The sequence below is a fragment of the Streptomyces sp. NPDC054796 genome (assembly GCF_053611545.1).
Map to the genome: position 1 here is coordinate 1 of NZ_JBSHAO010000098.1, position 15366 is coordinate 15366.

14 protein-coding genes are annotated in these 15366 nt (G+C 72.0%); 4 read left to right on the forward strand and 10 right to left on the reverse strand.

All coding sequences use genetic code 11. The features are described 5' to 3' along the window. Window positions 1-10: 10 nt before the first annotated feature. From ACWGJ2_RS38660 to ACWGJ2_RS38685, 6 genes are all read right to left on the reverse strand, one after another. Window positions 11-1534, reverse strand: coding sequence for a polysialyltransferase family glycosyltransferase (locus ACWGJ2_RS38660; protein WP_453351079.1), 1524 nt, complete (start codon window positions 1532-1534; stop codon window positions 11-13). Between the two features lie 2 nt (window positions 1535-1536). Then, complete coding sequence (locus ACWGJ2_RS38665) at window positions 1537-2508, reverse strand: glycosyltransferase family 2 protein (RefSeq protein ID WP_453351080.1); 972 nt, start codon at window positions 2506-2508, stop codon at window positions 1537-1539. Between the two features lie 383 nt (window positions 2509-2891). Next, entirely contained in the window at window positions 2892-3167 is a 276-nt protein-coding gene (locus ACWGJ2_RS38670; RefSeq protein WP_453351081.1) for a hypothetical protein, read from the reverse strand. A gap of 139 nt (window positions 3168-3306) precedes the next feature. Further along, entirely contained in the window at window positions 3307-3783 is a 477-nt protein-coding gene (locus tag ACWGJ2_RS38675; RefSeq protein ID WP_453351082.1) for a hypothetical protein, read from the reverse strand. Next, complete coding sequence (locus ACWGJ2_RS38680) at window positions 3780-5033, reverse strand: DUF6973 domain-containing protein (RefSeq protein ID WP_453351083.1); 1254 nt, start codon at window positions 5031-5033, stop codon at window positions 3780-3782. Before ACWGJ2_RS38680 ends, ACWGJ2_RS38675 begins: the two co-directional genes overlap by 4 nt. Window positions 5034-5048: 15 nt before the next feature. Then, complete coding sequence (locus ACWGJ2_RS38685; RefSeq protein ID WP_453351084.1) at window positions 5049-5558, reverse strand: hypothetical protein; 510 nt, start codon at window positions 5556-5558, stop codon at window positions 5049-5051. Window positions 5559-5734: 176 nt separating this feature from the next. On the opposite strand from ACWGJ2_RS38685, the gene ACWGJ2_RS38690 reads away from it, so the two are divergent. The 3 genes from ACWGJ2_RS38690 (at window position 5735) to ACWGJ2_RS38700 (ending at window position 7254) form a co-directional block, all read left to right on the forward strand. Further along, window positions 5735-6418, forward strand: a complete 684-nt coding sequence (locus ACWGJ2_RS38690; RefSeq protein ID WP_453351085.1) for a hypothetical protein — start codon at window positions 5735-5737, stop codon at window positions 6416-6418. Window positions 6419-6495: 77 nt separating this feature from the next. Then, window positions 6496-6867 carry an antibiotic biosynthesis monooxygenase family protein gene (locus tag ACWGJ2_RS38695; protein ID WP_453351086.1) on the forward strand — a complete coding sequence of 124 codons (372 nt, stop codon included), beginning with the start codon at window positions 6496-6498 and terminating at the stop codon, window positions 6865-6867. 162 nt (window positions 6868-7029) lie between these two features. After that, the gene (locus tag ACWGJ2_RS38700; protein ID WP_453351087.1) at window positions 7030-7254 is read left to right on the forward strand and encodes a DUF4236 domain-containing protein; all 225 of its coding nucleotides are present in this window, start codon (window positions 7030-7032) and stop codon (window positions 7252-7254) included. A gap of 109 nt (window positions 7255-7363) precedes the next feature. On the opposite strand, the gene ACWGJ2_RS38705 is transcribed toward ACWGJ2_RS38700, so the two are convergent. The 3 genes from ACWGJ2_RS38705 to ACWGJ2_RS38715 all read right to left on the reverse strand — a co-directional run bounded on the left by ACWGJ2_RS38705 (window position 7364) and on the right by ACWGJ2_RS38715 (window position 11723). Next, on the reverse strand, window positions 7364-8038 hold the full coding sequence (locus ACWGJ2_RS38705) for an HAD-IA family hydrolase (protein ID WP_453351088.1): 675 nt from the start codon (window positions 8036-8038) through the stop codon (window positions 7364-7366). Between the two features lie 250 nt (window positions 8039-8288). Beyond that, window positions 8289-9446: a peptidoglycan-binding protein gene (locus tag ACWGJ2_RS38710; protein ID WP_453351089.1), complete on the reverse strand. Its 1158-nt coding sequence runs from the start codon at window positions 9444-9446 to the stop codon at window positions 8289-8291. 198 nt (window positions 9447-9644) lie between these two features. Further along, complete coding sequence (locus ACWGJ2_RS38715) at window positions 9645-11723, reverse strand: MFS transporter (RefSeq protein ID WP_453351090.1); 2079 nt, start codon at window positions 11721-11723, stop codon at window positions 9645-9647. A gap of 1392 nt (window positions 11724-13115) precedes the next feature. Between ACWGJ2_RS38715 and ACWGJ2_RS38720 the strand changes: the two genes are divergently transcribed. Beyond that, entirely contained in the window at window positions 13116-13784 is a 669-nt protein-coding gene (locus tag ACWGJ2_RS38720) for an HNH endonuclease family protein (RefSeq protein ID WP_453351091.1), read from the forward strand. 77 nt (window positions 13785-13861) lie between these two features. Here ACWGJ2_RS38720 and ACWGJ2_RS38725 read toward each other — a convergent pair whose 3' ends face one another. Continuing rightward, window positions 13862-14416, reverse strand: coding sequence for an EF-hand domain-containing protein (locus ACWGJ2_RS38725; protein ID WP_453351092.1), 555 nt, complete (start codon window positions 14414-14416; stop codon window positions 13862-13864). Window positions 14417-15366: the final 950 nt, after the last annotated feature.

The window sequence follows — 15366 nt, forward strand, 5'->3', positions numbered from 1 at the left end:
ACCACCAAGATCAAAACAACCAAACACTACCGACCAAACACAATAAATTAAATAAGCTCGCCCCGACCGGCTTCGGCGGGCGCCGCAGCCTGCGCTGAGCGGCACGGACGCGGCGCCCCGCCCAGCGCGCGGAGGGGCTGCTGCGCAGCAGCCGCGCGCGGACCGACGTACCGCCGCCGGGCAGGACGAGCGCGGTCAGGCGGCGGCGCTTGAAGTAGCGGGCGGTGGTCTCGTCGAGGTGGGCCGACAGCCAGGCGACGGCCTCCTCGCGCAGGAGCGGGTAGAGCTTCGCCTGCATGCAGTAGCCCACCGTCCGCACCAGCGCGGCGAGTTCGCCGGTCTTCTCCCCGATGGCGGACGCCGACGCGAGCGCCGACGCGGGGTCCGCGTCGCCCTCCAGATCGGGCACGGCGTAGTCGACGATGGTGACGGGCACCCGGTTGCTGTTCTGGTAGGGCGTCAGCCGGTCCAGGAGCGGTTCCGTGCCGACCCTCGCGATGGCGATGCCGTAGTAGGCAGCGGCCGTCAGCAGCGCGGTGGAGAAGCAGCCCACGACCAGGGTGGGGCGGCAGCGCGCGTAGACGGCCTCGGCCAGCACAGGCCCCTCCAGCACGTGCAGCCGCACTCCGGCCTGCGCCGCCGCCTTCTCCAGCAGGTGGGAGTAGCGGGCCGGGGCCGTGGGGTGGGGTTTGAACACCAGGCACGCGTGGCCCGCCGCGACCGCTCCTTCGAGCATCCGCACATGGAGGTCTTCCTCCTCCTCCGGCGTGAGGATGTTCAGCGCCGCGAGGTACTGGCCCAGCAGCACGGCGGTCGGCCCGTCCGCCGCGACCCGCTCCAGCTCGGGCTCCCCCGCCGCCGCCTCGCCCAGTTCGCCGAGGACCTTGGTGAAGGCGTCGTCGGGCACCGTCTCGGAGGGCACGCCGTGCTCGGTCAGCAGCAGAGGACGCAGCCCCGGCACCAGGTCCAGGTGCAGCAGCCGCTTGACGCGGCAGCCCAGCGACTGCGGCAGGCGGTCCCTCGTCGGGCCGTAGCTCATCAGGCCGTCGGCGTAGACGTGGACGACGCTGCCGCCGAAGGCCGTGGCCAGCGCCTTGGCGGGGTTGGCGTGCACGGACTCCACGACCAGTTCGACGGGCGCGTCCCCGAGGGACCACAGGGTCCGGAACATCCGCTCCCAGATGGGCGATTCGTCGCGCGGCGGGGCCCATGTGCTCGGGTGGTGCGGGCGGATGGCGTCGTTCCAGTCGACGGTCTCGTCGAAGCGCTCCGCGAGGCCGTCGAAGCCGTTCATGCTGACCAGCGGGGTCGCCGCCTCCGGGACCGCCGAGTTGTTGGACACCAGGAGGATGCGACGGGCGGCGTCGCGCGGGCCGAACTGTCCGGCGTCGAGCGAGGCGGCGAGGGTGGCGGCGCCGTAGAGCGTGGAGACCTCGAAGATCTGGACGGTACGGGCGTCGGACCGGGCGGACGCAGCAGGCTCGGTGAGCGGTGCCGTCGTGGGAACGCTCGTGGACGTACGGGATGCGCGCATGGTCAGGCCGCCTTCCCCGTCGTCGCCGGGCGGTGGCGCCGCAGCGTGTCGGCCCGCCGGTCGTCCATGGTGGCCAGGGTCGCGTCCAGCACGTCCTGGGGCATGCCCCGCAGCGCGGCAGTCGCGCTCTTCCTCAACTGCCTGGCGACGGGGGCGTGGTAGCGCCCGATGCGGGCGAGATGGAACTCGATCAGCGCGCAGTAGGTGCGCACCGCCTTGGGCAGGAAGCGCTCGCCCTCGGGGTCGGCGGCGAGGTCGGCGAGCAGCGCGTCATGGGCGGGGATGAAGTCCAGTTGCCGCGCGTCGCGTATCTGGGTGAGCGAGGTGGCCACCCCGCGCCGGTAGAACACGCCGAGCAGGCCCGTCGCCGCGAACGACCGTGCCTTCAGGTGCAGTCGCCAGGTCCACAGCCGGTCCTCCGCGGTACGCAGGTCGGTGGCGAACCGCATCGCGCCGTCGTCGAACAGGCGACGGTGGTAGACGCCTGCCCAGACGAAGGGGTAGTCCACCATCGTCTCCGCGTGCGGCGAGCCGATCACGTCGCGCGGGTCCAGCACCGTGTCCCGCGCCGGTGCCGGGGCCCGGCGCACGACGCGCTGGGTGCCGGTGCTCTGCACATGGTCGGTGCGCACGAAGTCGCAGTCCAGGTCCTTGATGGTGCGCGTGAGCGCGTCGAGGTACCCCGGGCCGTACCAGTCGTCCCCGTCGAGGAAGGTGAGGTAGCTGCCGCGCGCGGCGTCGATGCCGCTGTTGCGGCTCTGCGCGATGCCCCTGTTCTCCGGGTGCCGGATGACCGTGGCGCCGGGGAGGCGGCTCTCCCAGCGGTCGAGGATCTCGGGGGTGGCATCGGTGGAGCAGTCGTCGACAAGGATGAATTCCGTTTCGGGCCCCGCGTTGTGGGCGAGACTCCGTAAGGTTTCTTCCGCGAATTCCTGTACGTTGTGACACGGAACAATGACGGAGAGTTCAGGCATGTGCGATCCAGGCGGTACGGCGGGACGAATGACGGAGGGAATCCGACGGGGCGGCGAAAGGCCCGGTGAAGAAGCGGAGGCCGACCAGCCGGAAACGGAAACGCGGAGGTCCCGGAATAGCGTTGGTCGACGCGTCCGGAACTTCAGAGTAAGCGCACGACGGGACGCTTTGACGAGTGATTTCAGGGGCCCGAAATAGCCTGCCGCAGCAACTGGATGGGCATAGAACCTAATTTCGGGCAGTTGCCCACATCATCGATGAATTCTCTGTGATACATGTCACAGCGGCGGAATGCCTGGTTCAGCCAGGGGCCGGGGAGCGCGACGGGGAAGCGCGGCCGGGAAACCACCGCTGCGGCACCGCGGCACCGCGAAGTCTCCCGTCAGCGCCTTCTCCTGGGCGGATACACGAAACCGCGCGCCGGACCTGCCGGCCATCCCGCCGGCTGCGGCGGCTGCCGCGACGGGCGTGCGCCGCTGAGTTCGACGACGACCGCGACCAGGGTGTCCGCCGTGATGTCGAAGCGGCCGTCGGGGTCGGCCTGGTCGTAGACCCGCCACTCCCCCGACGCGTCGCGGGGGTCGACCGGCGCGACGACACCCGGGAGCGCCAACCTCCGCATCGCGGCGTCCACCCGCCGCGCTTCCTCCGCGTTCACGTCCCCACCTTTCCGGAGCCTCCGGGCACCCTAGTGCGTTTCCGGCACGGCCGGTCACCGCCGACCGGGCGTATGGCGGAACGCCCGTGGCGCGGGGGCCGGGACGGAGGCGGAGACAGAGGCGGGGACACGGGCACGGCTATGGCGCCGTCAGCTTCAGCAGCGCGGGCCGCGACGCGGACTGGGGCTCGAGCACCGTGTCCGCGTCCCACGTCGTCCTGCCCTCCGTGACGAGGAGGTCCGGGAGCACCGAGAGGGACTTGTAGACCTGCCCGTTGTACTCGAACACGAGGAGGTTGCCCGCGTCGTAGTAGTGCTTGCCGCCGAGCACCGGTTCGCCCACCGCACGCTCGACGTCCTTCGCCGACGCGCCCTCGCTGAACACGTGCACCTTCTCCCAGGCGAAGCCGGTGAGATCGGCGAGCTTCGCGGTGCCGCCCCGGCCGCTCAGGTCCCGCAGCTTCTTGGACAGTTCGCGGTCGTGCACCACATCGGAACCGCCGTCACCCATCTGATACGCCTCGCTCACCTGGTTCGTCTTCTCCGCACACGCCCCGCACAGCAGCAGCACCGCCGCTGCCGCCGCCGCGGCCGTCGCGATCCGTCCGCGCCTCAACTTCCACTCCCCACTCCGCTGCCCTTGCCGGTGGCCGAGCCCCCGGCGTCCGTCGAGCCCGAACCCGTCTCGCGCGGCTCCTCGGGGAGCGGGAGCGTCGGGTCGCCCGTCTCGTCCGGGGTGAGCTGGTCGCTGAAGGCCAGACGGCCACCGCCCTTCGGCACGACCACCATCTCGCCTCCCTTAACGGCCTCCTGGACGAGATCGGCCAGCTCGTCCTCGCTCGCGTCCGGGTTGGCCTGGGCCACCCGCCTGCCGACCTCGTTGTTGTGCAGGTCCATCGCCTCCCGCTCGGGGTTGTTGCCCGGGATCGCCTCGTGCGCGAGCGTGTACTTCTCCGTCCACTCGGCCCCGTACTTCTTCGACATGAGCGCGTTCCAGTAGGCGTGGCGGAAGGCGTCGTTGTGGTCGTCGTTCTTGTCCTTGCTGGGGAAGCGTTCGTCGGCGCTGCTGAACGCGTTGTCGCGGATGCCCTGGAAGTCCTGGAGGCCGCTGATCCCCAGCTCGTCGAGCATGTCCGCCTCCTTGCTGGTGACCGTGACCCCGCCGCCCGCGAGGAAGCGCAGCGCCCCGTTGCGCGGGTAGTCGACCATGCCGTCCGGGTCCGGGGCGACCTGGTACTCGCGGAGGATCCGGTCCAGGTCCTCCCTGGAGCCCGGGGGCGCGTAGTCGACCTGCTTGGCGTTGAAGCCGTGCATCCCGGCCGCGCGGCTGCCGGGCGGCGCGGCGGAGGCTTCGAGGGCCGCCTTGATCGCGGCGTCGGCGACGTTGACGGATTCGACGGCCTTGTCGATCGCGTCCTGCCACTCCGTCACCTTGGCGTTCAGCGCGGCGGCGAACGAGGGGTCCTTGCGCCGCGCCTCCTTCTGCTCCTCCGTCAGCGCTTCGGTGTCCAGCTCGACGTGGCCGCCGCCGTCCACCTTCATCGTGGCGTCCTCGGCCTCCTTCACCCGCTTGCCGAGGGTCCGCTTCCGCTCCACGAGGTCGTCGTACGCCTCCGTCAGCAGCTTGGCGATGCCCTCCGCCTGGCTCTTCGCGTTGCCGAACTCACCGGCGGAGACCTTGGCGACCTCGTCGTACGTCACCTTGGCGACGCCCGCCCAGTGGCCGCCCGACAGATGGCCGCGCACATGCGCGTCGTAGTCGGTGCGCAGTTCGCCGAAGCGCTTGCCCATGCGCTTCCACGCCGCCGCCGCGTCCTCCAGCGTGGTGAGGTCGGCGGCCATGATCTCGCGGAACGAGAGCGTCATCGCGGGGGACCGTCCTCACTCGGCCGGCCGGAGGCCGGTGGGCTGGTTGCCGGGGAGGCCGGGCAGAAGGGGCGCCGGAGTGGTGAAGGAGTTGCGCACGAGACCGTCCCGCGTCTGGAAGAGCACCCTGGCGCCGCGCAGCGCGTCCCGCTCGCCCTCCAGCCGCTGTTCGAGGTTGCGCACCTGCTTGCCCCACTCGCGCAGTACGTGCTCGACGCCCTGCCAGGACTGCCAGTTCTGCATCGTGCCGCCCGGCTGGGCGCGCTCGCTGCCGAGCATCCCCGACGGTGGGTTCCCCGCGGGCTCCCCGCCGATGCGGCCCGCGCCGCGCAGGTGCGGCAGCAACTGCTCCTGGATGTACTTCGCCGAAGCGGCCTTCCCGGCGGGGTCCGTGGCCAGCCGGTCTCCGGCGCCGGGCCCGTTGCCGCCGCCCTCCGCCGGTGCGGAGTCGAGCCGCATCTCCACGTCGCGCCGCGCCTGGCCCTGCGCGACGAGCGCGTCCCACTCCGCCTTGAACGTGTCCAACGTGACACTCCTCCTTCGACGCTGAGAAGACGTACGGCCCCCTCCCATGGTTCCGGTGCGGTGGTTCCGGTTCCGGTGGTTCCGGTGGTTCCGGTGCTTCCGGGCCGACGCCTCCGGTACGGGGGCGGGCGTACGGGGCCCCGGGCACGGCGTCGCGCGGGTGCGAGACTGCCGCCATGACGACCGCGCAGCTCATCTCCGTGATCGGGAACAGCCCGGGTGTCGGCAAGTCCACCCTGTGCGTCGCCGTAGCCGACTGGCTGGCCGGTACCGGCGCCTCGGTCGACCACTTCGAGGAGGCGGACATCCTCACGCGGCCGGCCTTCCGGCCCGTCGCCGAGGAGTTCGCCGACGGAACCTCGGGCGTCCGGCCCGAGACCCTCGTCGCGTCCACGCGCGCCTACGTCGCGGAGTCGCTCGCGGCGAGCAGGGACTACCTGGTGACGGACGCCCTCCTGCCCTTCGTCCCGTCCCTCGTGGCGTGGGGGCACGACGAGGCCGCCCTCGCCCGCGTCGTGGACGAGCTGACCCGGGCGGTGGAGCCCGTCCGGGTCACCGTGGTGTACGTGCACGACGACCCGGGGACGGCGCTGCGCCGCGCCGTAGAGCGGGAGGGGGAGGCCTGGGGGGACTGGTACGTCCGCAGGCTCGCCGGGTCCCCGGGCACCCGGTCCGTCCACGACCTCGACTCGGCCGCCGCCCATCTGCGCGGCGAGACGGATCTGACCCGCCGCCTCCTCGCACGGACTCCCTGGCAGGTGCTGACCGTGGACGCGGGAGCACTCGGCGCCCAGGAGGCAGCCGCCTACGCCCGACGCCACCTGACGGACCTGCTGGGGCTGACGGGGCCGGCACGCTGACGGGCTGACCGCCGTGGTTCGACGCCCGGCAGGCGGGCGGCGACGGGAGGGGCGGGGCTTTCCGGCAGGATGGGGGCATGAGCATCGTGAAGATCAATGTGCTGACCGTTCCCGAGGAGCAGCGGGAGACGCTGGAGCAGCGGTTCGCGGCGCGGGCCGGGGCCGTGGAGAACTCGGACGGGTTTGAGCACTTCGAGCTGCTGCGCCCGGTGGAGGGCACCGACCAGTACCTCGTCTACACGCGCTGGCGGGACGAGGCGTCCTTCGAGGCGTGGATGGCGGGTTCCATGAAGACAGCGCACAAGGGCACGGACCAGGCCGCAGGTCAGGGCGGGGAGGGCGGCGGGGACGCCGCTGACGGTCAGGCCGAGAAGCCGAAGCCCGCGGCGAGCGGCGCGACGCTGTGGTCCTTCGAGGTCGTGCAGCAGGCCGAGCCGAAGAACGGCTGACGCGGCGCGCACGGCACAGCAGTCCCGTCCCGTGACGTGCGCCGCGCGCGCCGCGCACGTCACGGGGCGGGCGCTCAACGTCGGAAGAGCCCCGGCGCGGGGCAGTTGACCCGCCGTGTGCGGGGTAGTCGCACGGAGACAGTGTGCGAAAGGGAGGCCAGGATGCCTTTGACGTTCCGCAAGAGCTTCCGGATCCTGCCGGGCGTGCGGTTGAACATCAACCGGCGTTCCGTGTCCTTCACGATGGGGCACAAGGGCGGGCCGAAGCGCACCGTGAGTTCGACGGGGCGGCGCACGACGTCCATGGACCTGCCAGGCCCGTTCGGCTACCGGAACACGACCACGCGCAGCAGCAGGCGCCGCGCGCGCCGCGCCAGCAGGGACTGACGCCGGGCGCCGGGGCTCCGGGCACCGGGGAAGCGGGCACCGGGGAAGCAGGCGGGCGGAACCGGAGGGGCCGGGTCCGCGAGCCGCGCCGTCGGACCCGTCAGGCCCGTCAGACGGTCGCGGTCTCCGCGAAGTGGAGCCGGATGCCCGCGCCGTCCGGCAGTTCCTCGACGCGGATGCCCGTCAGGTCGCGCACGTGCACCGTCGGCCCGTGGTCACCGGCGCGGGAGCCGACGCCCACCACGCGCATCCCGGCCGCGAGGGCCGCCGCGATGCCCGCGCCCGAGTCCTCGAAGGCCACGCAGTCGGCCGGGGCGAAGCCCAGTTCCGCCGCGCCCTTGAGGAAGCCCTCGGGGTCGGGCTTGCTGGCGCTGACGTTCTCGGCCGTGACGCGCAGCCGCGGCATCCGCACGCCCGCCGCGCCCATCCGCGCCGCCGCGAGGGCGGTGTCGGCCGAGGTGACCAGGGCATGCGGGAGCGGCTCGATCGCGGCCATGAAGGCGTGGGCTCCCGGCACGGGGACGACGCCCTCCACGTCGGAGGTCTCCTGGGCCAGCATCGCCTCGTTCTCCGCCGCGTTGACCTCGGCCGGGCGTCCTGGCAGCAGCTCGGCCATGGTGGCGTGGCCCTGCCTGCCGTGCGCGACCCTCAGCACCTCGTCGGCGTCCAGGCCCTTGTCCGCCGCCCAGCGCCGCCATACGCGTTCGACGACGGCGTCCGAGTTGACCAGCGTGCCGTCCATGTCGAGCAGCAGGCCGCGTGCGGTGAGGGGCGGTGTCGGCATGACGGGCGGGCTCCCTGGTGGTGATGCGTGTGAGGCGTGAGACATGCGGCGTGCGGCGTGCGACGGACGTCGGGCCGTCTCGGGGCGCCACGACACCGACGGAGGACGCCGACGGGGACAAGGTGGCTCCGCCCGCCGGTCAGGGACGCCCCTCGCGTCAGGTGAGGGGCACGGGCGGAACCACTTTGTTTTTCCACGATACAAAGCGAGCCGCCCGCACGCCAGTGGTGGACCCCAGGAAGCCGGCGCCTCAGCCCGAGGTCTCCGCCTCCAGCTCCCTGCGCGTGTAGGGCCCGTACTCGCCGTCGGGGTCGCCCGTGATGTGGCGCGCGTACTGGTAGCGGACGACGGCCTCCGTGACCGTCGTCGAGTAGTTGCCGTCCTCCGGGGCCTCGGCGTCCAGGAAACCGGCCTGCTTCAGCCGTCGCTGCAACTCGCTCACCTCGGGCCCCGAGTCCCCGGCGCGCAGCGTCGGCCCCGACGGGCGCTCCCTCGACGGGTCGCGGTCCCCGCCCGTACGCCCGTCGCCGTCGCCGCGTCCCCGGCCACCGTCGTCGTGCCGGGAGCCGGAGCCCGCCGAGGAGCCCGAGCCCTCGGACGTGCGGGTCGGGGTCGCGCTCGGTCCGGTCACGTCGCGGCTGGTGTGCGCTTCGCTGTCGCGGTTCGCGCGCGGGGTGCCCGAGCCCTGGGCCCGTGAGGGGGTACCGGAGGGGTGCGCGTCGTCGGCGTCGGCGCCCGAGGAGGGCGCGACGCGGGTGGGGGCGCCCGTGGGGATCTCGGTGAGCGAGCGGTCCTCGGTGCTGAGGCTGCGGTCGTCGCCGCTGTCCTCGTCGTCGGTCAGCGCCTGGGTCGTCAGCAGCCCGGCGCCCAGCGCGGCGACGACGCCCACAGCGGCCAGCACGGCGGTCGTGGGGCGGCGGCGCTTGGCGGCACGGTGCGCGTTGCCGCCCTCGTGGCCGTGGCGCGCGCCGACGACGGCTTCCTGCTCCGCCGCGATCCGCGCGTCGTCCCGCCCGCTCCCTCCGGCCCGGTTACGGCCGAGGCCCAGACCGGCGAGCTTCGCGCGGGGGCCCTCGGGGATCACGGGCAGCTCGGCCGTCTCGCTCGTACCGCAGCGCGCGAACGGCGCGAGGTCCGGCTGTGGCGCACCGTCCTCGCCGGGTCTCTCCTGGCCTCCGGGCGCCGCGACGGCACCCTCCCCAGAGCCGGTCTCAGGGCCTGGCCCTGGCCCCTGCTCGGGCCCTGGCCCCTGCTCGGGCCCCGGCTCCGGCTCCGGCAGATCCACGTAGGGGCGTATGTGCATCGGATCGACGTGCTCGGCCGTGAACGGTCCGGCGCAGCCGCACTGCGCGACGCCCCCCGGTTCCAGCTCCGCACCACATCCCGGACAGCAGCGGTGTGCCGTCAACGCGGTTCCCTCCCCTGGGCGGTGACGCCGTGCTCCGCACGGGCCGGTGCCCGAATCGCCAGTAACTGTCCAGTCCGGGACCTTACGCGGTCCGAGCCGTCGACGGCCAAGCCCGGCCCAAATCAGCCATAAATGGACTGGTCTGCGACGCACGCCCCGCCCGTCCCGAGACCGCTCCCCCCTCGCGCTCGCGCCGCCTCACGTCGCCGTGCCGGGCCGTCCCTCGCGCCGCACCAGGCGGCCCGGCTCGCGCGGGCAGTCGCTGTCGGCGCCGCCCGTCTCCGTGTTCAACTCCCGTACCAGCTCGGTCAGGTCCCGCGGCCTGTCCGGTGTCCACCAGTCGCCGAGCAGCTCGGACAGCTCCGCCTCGCGCGCCCGCGAGAGCCGCGCGGCCAGCGCTCTGCCCTCGTCCGTCGGGACCAGCGGCAGCCCCTCGCGCAGCGCCAGCCCGCGCCCCTCCAGTTCGCGCGACGCCTCGGAGAGCACGTGCAGGGGCAGCGCGGTGCGGTCGGCGAGCAGCGACGGCTCGACGGAGCCGTAGCGGTGCAGACGCAGCAGCAGCCAGCAGGCGGCGGGGCCCAGTTCCGCTTCGGCGCGCTCGGAGATGCGCGCGTACATGTCGCGGCGGCCCTCGCGGGTGCAGAGGAGGGAGAGCGCGCGGGAGAGTTCGTCTGCGGAGGAGCGCTCGACGGGGTTGGCCGCCAGCGTCTCGCTGCCGTCAGGCGACCTGACGCTACCGCGCAGCGGCTCCTCCTTGAGGAACCAGGAGAGCACGAAGGCGATGAGCACGACGGGCGACGCGTACAGGAAGACGTCGGTGATGGCGGTGGAGTACGCGCCCAGCACGCCCTCGCGCACGGCGGGCGGCAGCGAGCCCACCGCGCGCGGATCGCTGCGCAGCGACTCGGGCGTCACGCCCTGCGGCAGCCGCTTGCCCCGCATGGCGGCGGCCAGTTCGTCGCCGAGCCGCCCCGTGAAGATCGCGCCGAAGACGGCGACGCCGAACGAAGCGCCGATGGAGCGGAAGAAGGTGGCCCCTGAGGTGGCGACGCCGAGGTTCTCGTAGCCGACGGAGTTCTGCACCGCCAGCACCAGGACCTGCATCACCAGGCCGAGGCCGAGCCCGAAGACGAGGAAGTAGAGGCTCATCTCCAGCGTCGAGCTGGACACCCCCATGCGGTGCAGGAGGAGGAGTCCGAGCGCGGTGACGGCCGTGCCGACGACGGGGAAGACCTTCCAGCGGCCCTTGCGGCTGACCAGTTGCCCGGAGAGCGTCGAGGAGAAGAGCACCCCCGCGACCATCGGCAGCATGTGGACACCCGACATGGTCGGGGTGATGCCGTGCACGACCTGGAGGAACGTCGGCAGGTACGTCATCGCGCCGAACATGGCGAAGCCCACGACGAACCCGATCACCGAGCACAGCGTGAACGTACGGATGCGGAACAGCCCCAGCGGAATCACCGGCTCCGACGCCCTGCGCTCCACCAGCACGAAGCACACCAGCAGCACGGCCGCCAGCACGGCGAGCAGCACGGTCTGCCCGGACATCCAGGGCCAGCTCGTCCCGCCGAGAGACGTCAGCAGGACGAGACACGTCGCGACGGAGGCGATGAGGAAGGTACCGAGGTAGTCGATGCGGTGCTTGTGCCTGCCGACGGGGATGTGCAGCACGGCAGCCACGACGAGCAGCGCGACGGCGCCGATGGGCAGGTTGATGTAGAAGACCCAGCGCCAGTCCAGGTGCTCGGTGAAGAAACCGCCCAGCAGCGGCCCCAGCACGCTCGTCGCGCCGAACACCGCGCCGAACAGGCCCTGGTAGCGGCCCCTGTCGCGGGGCGGCACCAGATCGCCGACGATCGCCATCGACAGCGTCATCAGCCCGCCGCCGCCGAGCCCCTGGAGCGCGCGGAAGCCGATGAGCTGCGGCATGTTCTGCGCGATGCCGCACAGTGCCGAGCCGATCAGGAAGATCACGATCGCGGTCTGGAAGAGCTTCTTGCGCCCGTACTGGTCGCCCAGCTTGCCCCACAGCGGGGTCGCCGCCGTCGCCGCGAGGAGGTAGGCGGTGACCACCCACGACAGGTGGTCGAGGCCGCCCAGGTCGCTGACGATGGTGGGCAGCGCGGTGGCGACGATCGTCTGGTCCAGCGCGGCGAGCAGCATGCCCAGCAGCAGCGCGCCGATCGCGAGCAGCACGGTGCGGCGGGTGTGCTCGCCGCCCGTGGGGGCCGCGGGGGCCGCGCCGGACGCGCCGGACGCGGGCTGCGCCGTCATGGGGGCCTCCTGACTCTCGTACGGGCGGGGGCGGGCCCGCACCGGGCCGACCGCCGTCCGTCCCATGGTCACCGCCACACGGGCGGCCGTCCTGCTGGGAGGGCCATTCGCGCAGTACGGGGCCCCTTCGCGGGGCTGCGGAAGGAAACGCAGGGTTACCCCTTCACGCTGGTGTGCCCCCTCACGGGGTGCGCGGTGAAGGCCACCCGGGGTGCCCGGCCTCATCAGGGGTACGCCCTGCCGGTGCCCCTTGGGGTTTCGTCAGCGATGCTCAGGCCGGTGGCACGGGTTGTGCCCACCCGTCCCGCCTTGCGGGACGATTGCCCACAACTTTGGCGTGCCGTCGCCCTGCGGTGCGGGGCCGGGTGCGGGTGGGTGGCTTCGGCGCGGCGTGTGGTGCGGTGCTTTGCGGCTGGCGCCGCGTGATTCTGGGTTTCCGTTGGGGTTGTGGGCGCGTGGGTGCGGGGTGTCCGGTGCCGCGCCGGGGTGTCTCCTCGGCGTGAAGCTTTCGTTTTCGGCTTTCCGCCGTCGTTCGTCTCGACCTGCGGGGACACCCCACCGCGTCCCCGTCCCGCCGGTGGCCCACCACTGCTCCGGGTCCGCCGGGGCCGATTCCATGACGTGCGGCGGCACGCCCACCCTCCCCCAGCTACCGCTGGGAGGTGCCCCCTCGCCGAGCGGGACGCCTGCCCACAACAATTGGCGTCGGCCGAAGGTTGGCCACCGGGTGGGAGGTGGTGTGGCGGGGTGTCCCCGCAGGGCGAGCAAGTCACCGGCGGAAAGCCGAGGACGATGCCTTTACGCCCGAGGAGACACCCCGGCGCGGCGCCGACCCCCACCACACACGGGCCCCATATCCACGACCGGCACCATGAATCACGCGGCGCCAGCCGCGACGTACCGGTCCATACGCCGCGCCGAAGCCACCGGCCCGCACCGGACCCGACCCGGAGGCGGCGGCACGGCAAATGTTGTGGGCAATCGTCCCGCTGGCGAGGGGGCACCTCCCAGCGGTAGCTGGGGGAGGGTGGGCACAACCCGTGCCACCGGCCTGAGCATCGCTGACGAAACCCCAAGGGGCACCCACAGAGCGCACCCCTGATGAGGCCGGGCACCCCGTGTGGCCTTCACCCCGCACCCCGTGAAGGCGCACACCAGCATGAAGGGACAACCCACCGTTTCGCCCTATGGCGGCGTGGTGCGGAGGCACGTTGGGGGCGCTCGGAGAAGCTACGGTCACGCCCAGCGCCGCCGGAAGGTGGGTCCCGGGGTCTTGATGTGACGTGAACACGTCGTCACTCTGTTACCTGCCGCCCGTCGGGAGGAAACCTGGCGTCGGCAGCATGAAACTCTCCGCTCCGCTCAACTTCCCCCCACATCAAGGGAGTTCGTATGCAGCGCATGCGTCGCAAGCTCTACGCGCGTCGACGGAGGCCGGCCCTCGTCGCCCTGTTCGCCGCCCTCTTCGCGGGTCTGCTGATGTTCACCACCGGTGCTCCGGCAGCCCAGGCGGAACCGCCCACCCCGCCCTCCGCCTCCGAGGCCAAGACGATGCTCGGCGGTCTGACCGAGGAGGCGGAAGGTTCCTCCGACGGTTACAGCCGCGACAAGTTCCCCCACTGGATCGACCAGGGCAGCGGCTGCAACACACGGGAGGCCGTGCTGAAGCGGGACGGCGAGGGCGTCGAGACGGGCAGCGACTGCTACCCGACCAGCGGAAGCTGGACCAGCCCGTACGACGGCGAGACCTGGACCGACCCCTCCGACGTGGACATCGACCACGTCGTCCCGCTCGCGGAGGCATGGCGCTCCGGCGCGTCGGGCTGGACCCAGTCCGAACGCCAGTCCCTGGCCAACGACCTGGACACGGCCCAGCTCCTCGCCGTCACGGACAACGTCAACCAGTCGAAGGGCGACCAGGACCCGGCCGAGTGGATGCCCTCGAAGGCGGACTACCACTGCCAGTACGCCCGCATGTGGATCTGGGTCAAGGACACCCACGGCATGACGGTCGACTCGGCGGAGAAGTCCGCGCTGACGGAGGCACTGGGCACGTGCTGATCGCCGCGCTCGATTGAAGGGGTGGGGCGGTGCGCTCGGCTGTGGCGGCGCCGCCCACCCCCTGGCCGCGCGGGCCCTCAGACGGACTGGTCGATCGGGCCGAGCAGCCAGTTCCCGGCGGCCTTCGGGTCGGCGCTCAGGTAGAACTCGGTGATGGCCGACCTGAATTCGGCATGGCTGAGCGCACCGTCGCCGTCCTGGTCGAGCAGACGGAACGCCGCCTCGGAATGGACCGGAGGAATCCCCAGAACGTCGTACATCCGGACGTACTCCGCCTGGCTCAGCATTCCGCTTCCGTCGGTGTCCAGCGCCCGCATCAGCGCGTCGGCGATCGCCAGCACGGCTTCCCCGAAGTGCTGGGGGTCGGTCACGTTGGCCTCCATGACGGCGATGAACTCCTGCCTGGAGATCTGCCCGCTTCCGTCGGAGTCGCCGTGGGCGAGCAGTAACTGCCACCACGTCTCGAAGGCGTTCCGCATCGCTGACGCGTTCTCCTTGTCGTCCTCGCGCGCCAGCCCCGCGAACAGTTCGGCCATCCCTTGCAAGTCGTCATGGGTGAGCAGCCCGTCCCCGCTCTGGTCGAACCAGCGGAAGAGGGTGCTGAACTTCTGGGCCTTCACGTTCTCCGTCATGCGTGCTCCTTTTCCAGGTCGTCGCGTCTGGTGACGGGCGTGGCGGGGCGGGGCCTGTCGCAACGAATGGCCGCGCCCCTGGAGACGCTAGGAGCGCGGGGGCCGGAGGCCCAGGCCAGTTGAGGCCGTTCTCCTCTTCCACCTTGGTAGGCCCCGTCCTCGTACCGCCGCCACGAGACCGGAGCCGTGCCCCGTCCCCTGGACCGCTGCCGACGGTTCCCCCAGGGGACGGAAGATCAGGGTGCGTGGGTGGCGAGTTGGAGTGTGCGTCCGCCGACGAGCGGTGCGGTGAGGAGGGTGGCGAGGTCGCCTTCCATGATCTCGATGACCTGCCCTCGATGGCATGGGGCGCGGGTAGCTGGTGAGGAAGACGGGGCCCTGTGGCAGCTCGTACATCAGGCGCACGGCGCGGTCCTGGATGCGGCGCACCACGCGCAGGGCGGGCGGTGTCTCGGTGTCGTCACGGCGTTTTCCGGCGCCAGTGAAGACGGTGATGGCGCGGGCGACGGTCTCCCCGGTGACGTCGGCTCGGATGGCGGCGAGGGGGAGGTAGGCGCCGTGTCCGGGGCACAGCCACACCGGTTCGTGCCAGGTCGCGGGGGTCTTGTCTGAGCAGCCATCACATCTCTGGTGATCCAACGAGGAAAGCGCTCAGAGGGGGGCCAGGCTGTCGGAGTAGGGGGCCGCGAGTGCATGCGGGCGAGCGCGCGGTCCCGCCCCGCGCCGACTGCTCGCGCGGTTCGGGACCGCAGCTCACTTGCAGGAAAAAAACCGAGACGGCCCAGACCGATCCTGTCGTCGGCGTGCCCGTCGCGCCATGCCCACGGTGCGGGCCGCAGGAGGGGCTGCGGAAGTGAGGCTCAGGGGGCGGTCGTGGCACCGCGCGCGGCTGTGATGCGCTCCAGTTCGGCGACCAGTTTGAAGTCGAGCGCGGTGACGACGGCGCCCGC

Bases quoted from the DNA above. Each gene is read 5' to 3' on its own strand.
- ACWGJ2_RS38660 (WP_453351079.1), bottom strand. From the start codon at position 1,534: ATGCGCGCATCCCGTACGTCCACGAGCGTTCCCACGACGGCACCGCTC.
- ACWGJ2_RS38665 (WP_453351080.1), bottom strand. From the start codon at position 2,508: ATGCCTGAACTCTCCGTCATTGTTCCGTGTCACAACGTACAGGAATTC.
- ACWGJ2_RS38680 (WP_453351083.1), bottom strand. From the start codon at position 5,033: ATGACGCTCTCGTTCCGCGAGATCATGGCCGCCGACCTCACCACGCTG.
- ACWGJ2_RS38690 (WP_453351085.1), top strand. From the start codon at position 5,735: ATGACGACCGCGCAGCTCATCTCCGTGATCGGGAACAGCCCGGGTGTC.
- ACWGJ2_RS38695 (WP_453351086.1), top strand. From the start codon at position 6,496: ATGAGCATCGTGAAGATCAATGTGCTGACCGTTCCCGAGGAGCAGCGG.
- ACWGJ2_RS38700 (WP_453351087.1), top strand. From the start codon at position 7,030: ATGCCTTTGACGTTCCGCAAGAGCTTCCGGATCCTGCCGGGCGTGCGG.
- ACWGJ2_RS38705 (WP_453351088.1), bottom strand. From the start codon at position 8,038: ATGCCGACACCGCCCCTCACCGCACGCGGCCTGCTGCTCGACATGGAC.
- ACWGJ2_RS38715 (WP_453351090.1), bottom strand. From the start codon at position 11,723: ATGACGGCGCAGCCCGCGTCCGGCGCGTCCGGCGCGGCCCCCGCGGCC.
- ACWGJ2_RS38720 (WP_453351091.1), top strand. From the start codon at position 13,116: ATGCAGCGCATGCGTCGCAAGCTCTACGCGCGTCGACGGAGGCCGGCC.
- ACWGJ2_RS38725 (WP_453351092.1), bottom strand. From the start codon at position 14,416: ATGACGGAGAACGTGAAGGCCCAGAAGTTCAGCACCCTCTTCCGCTGG.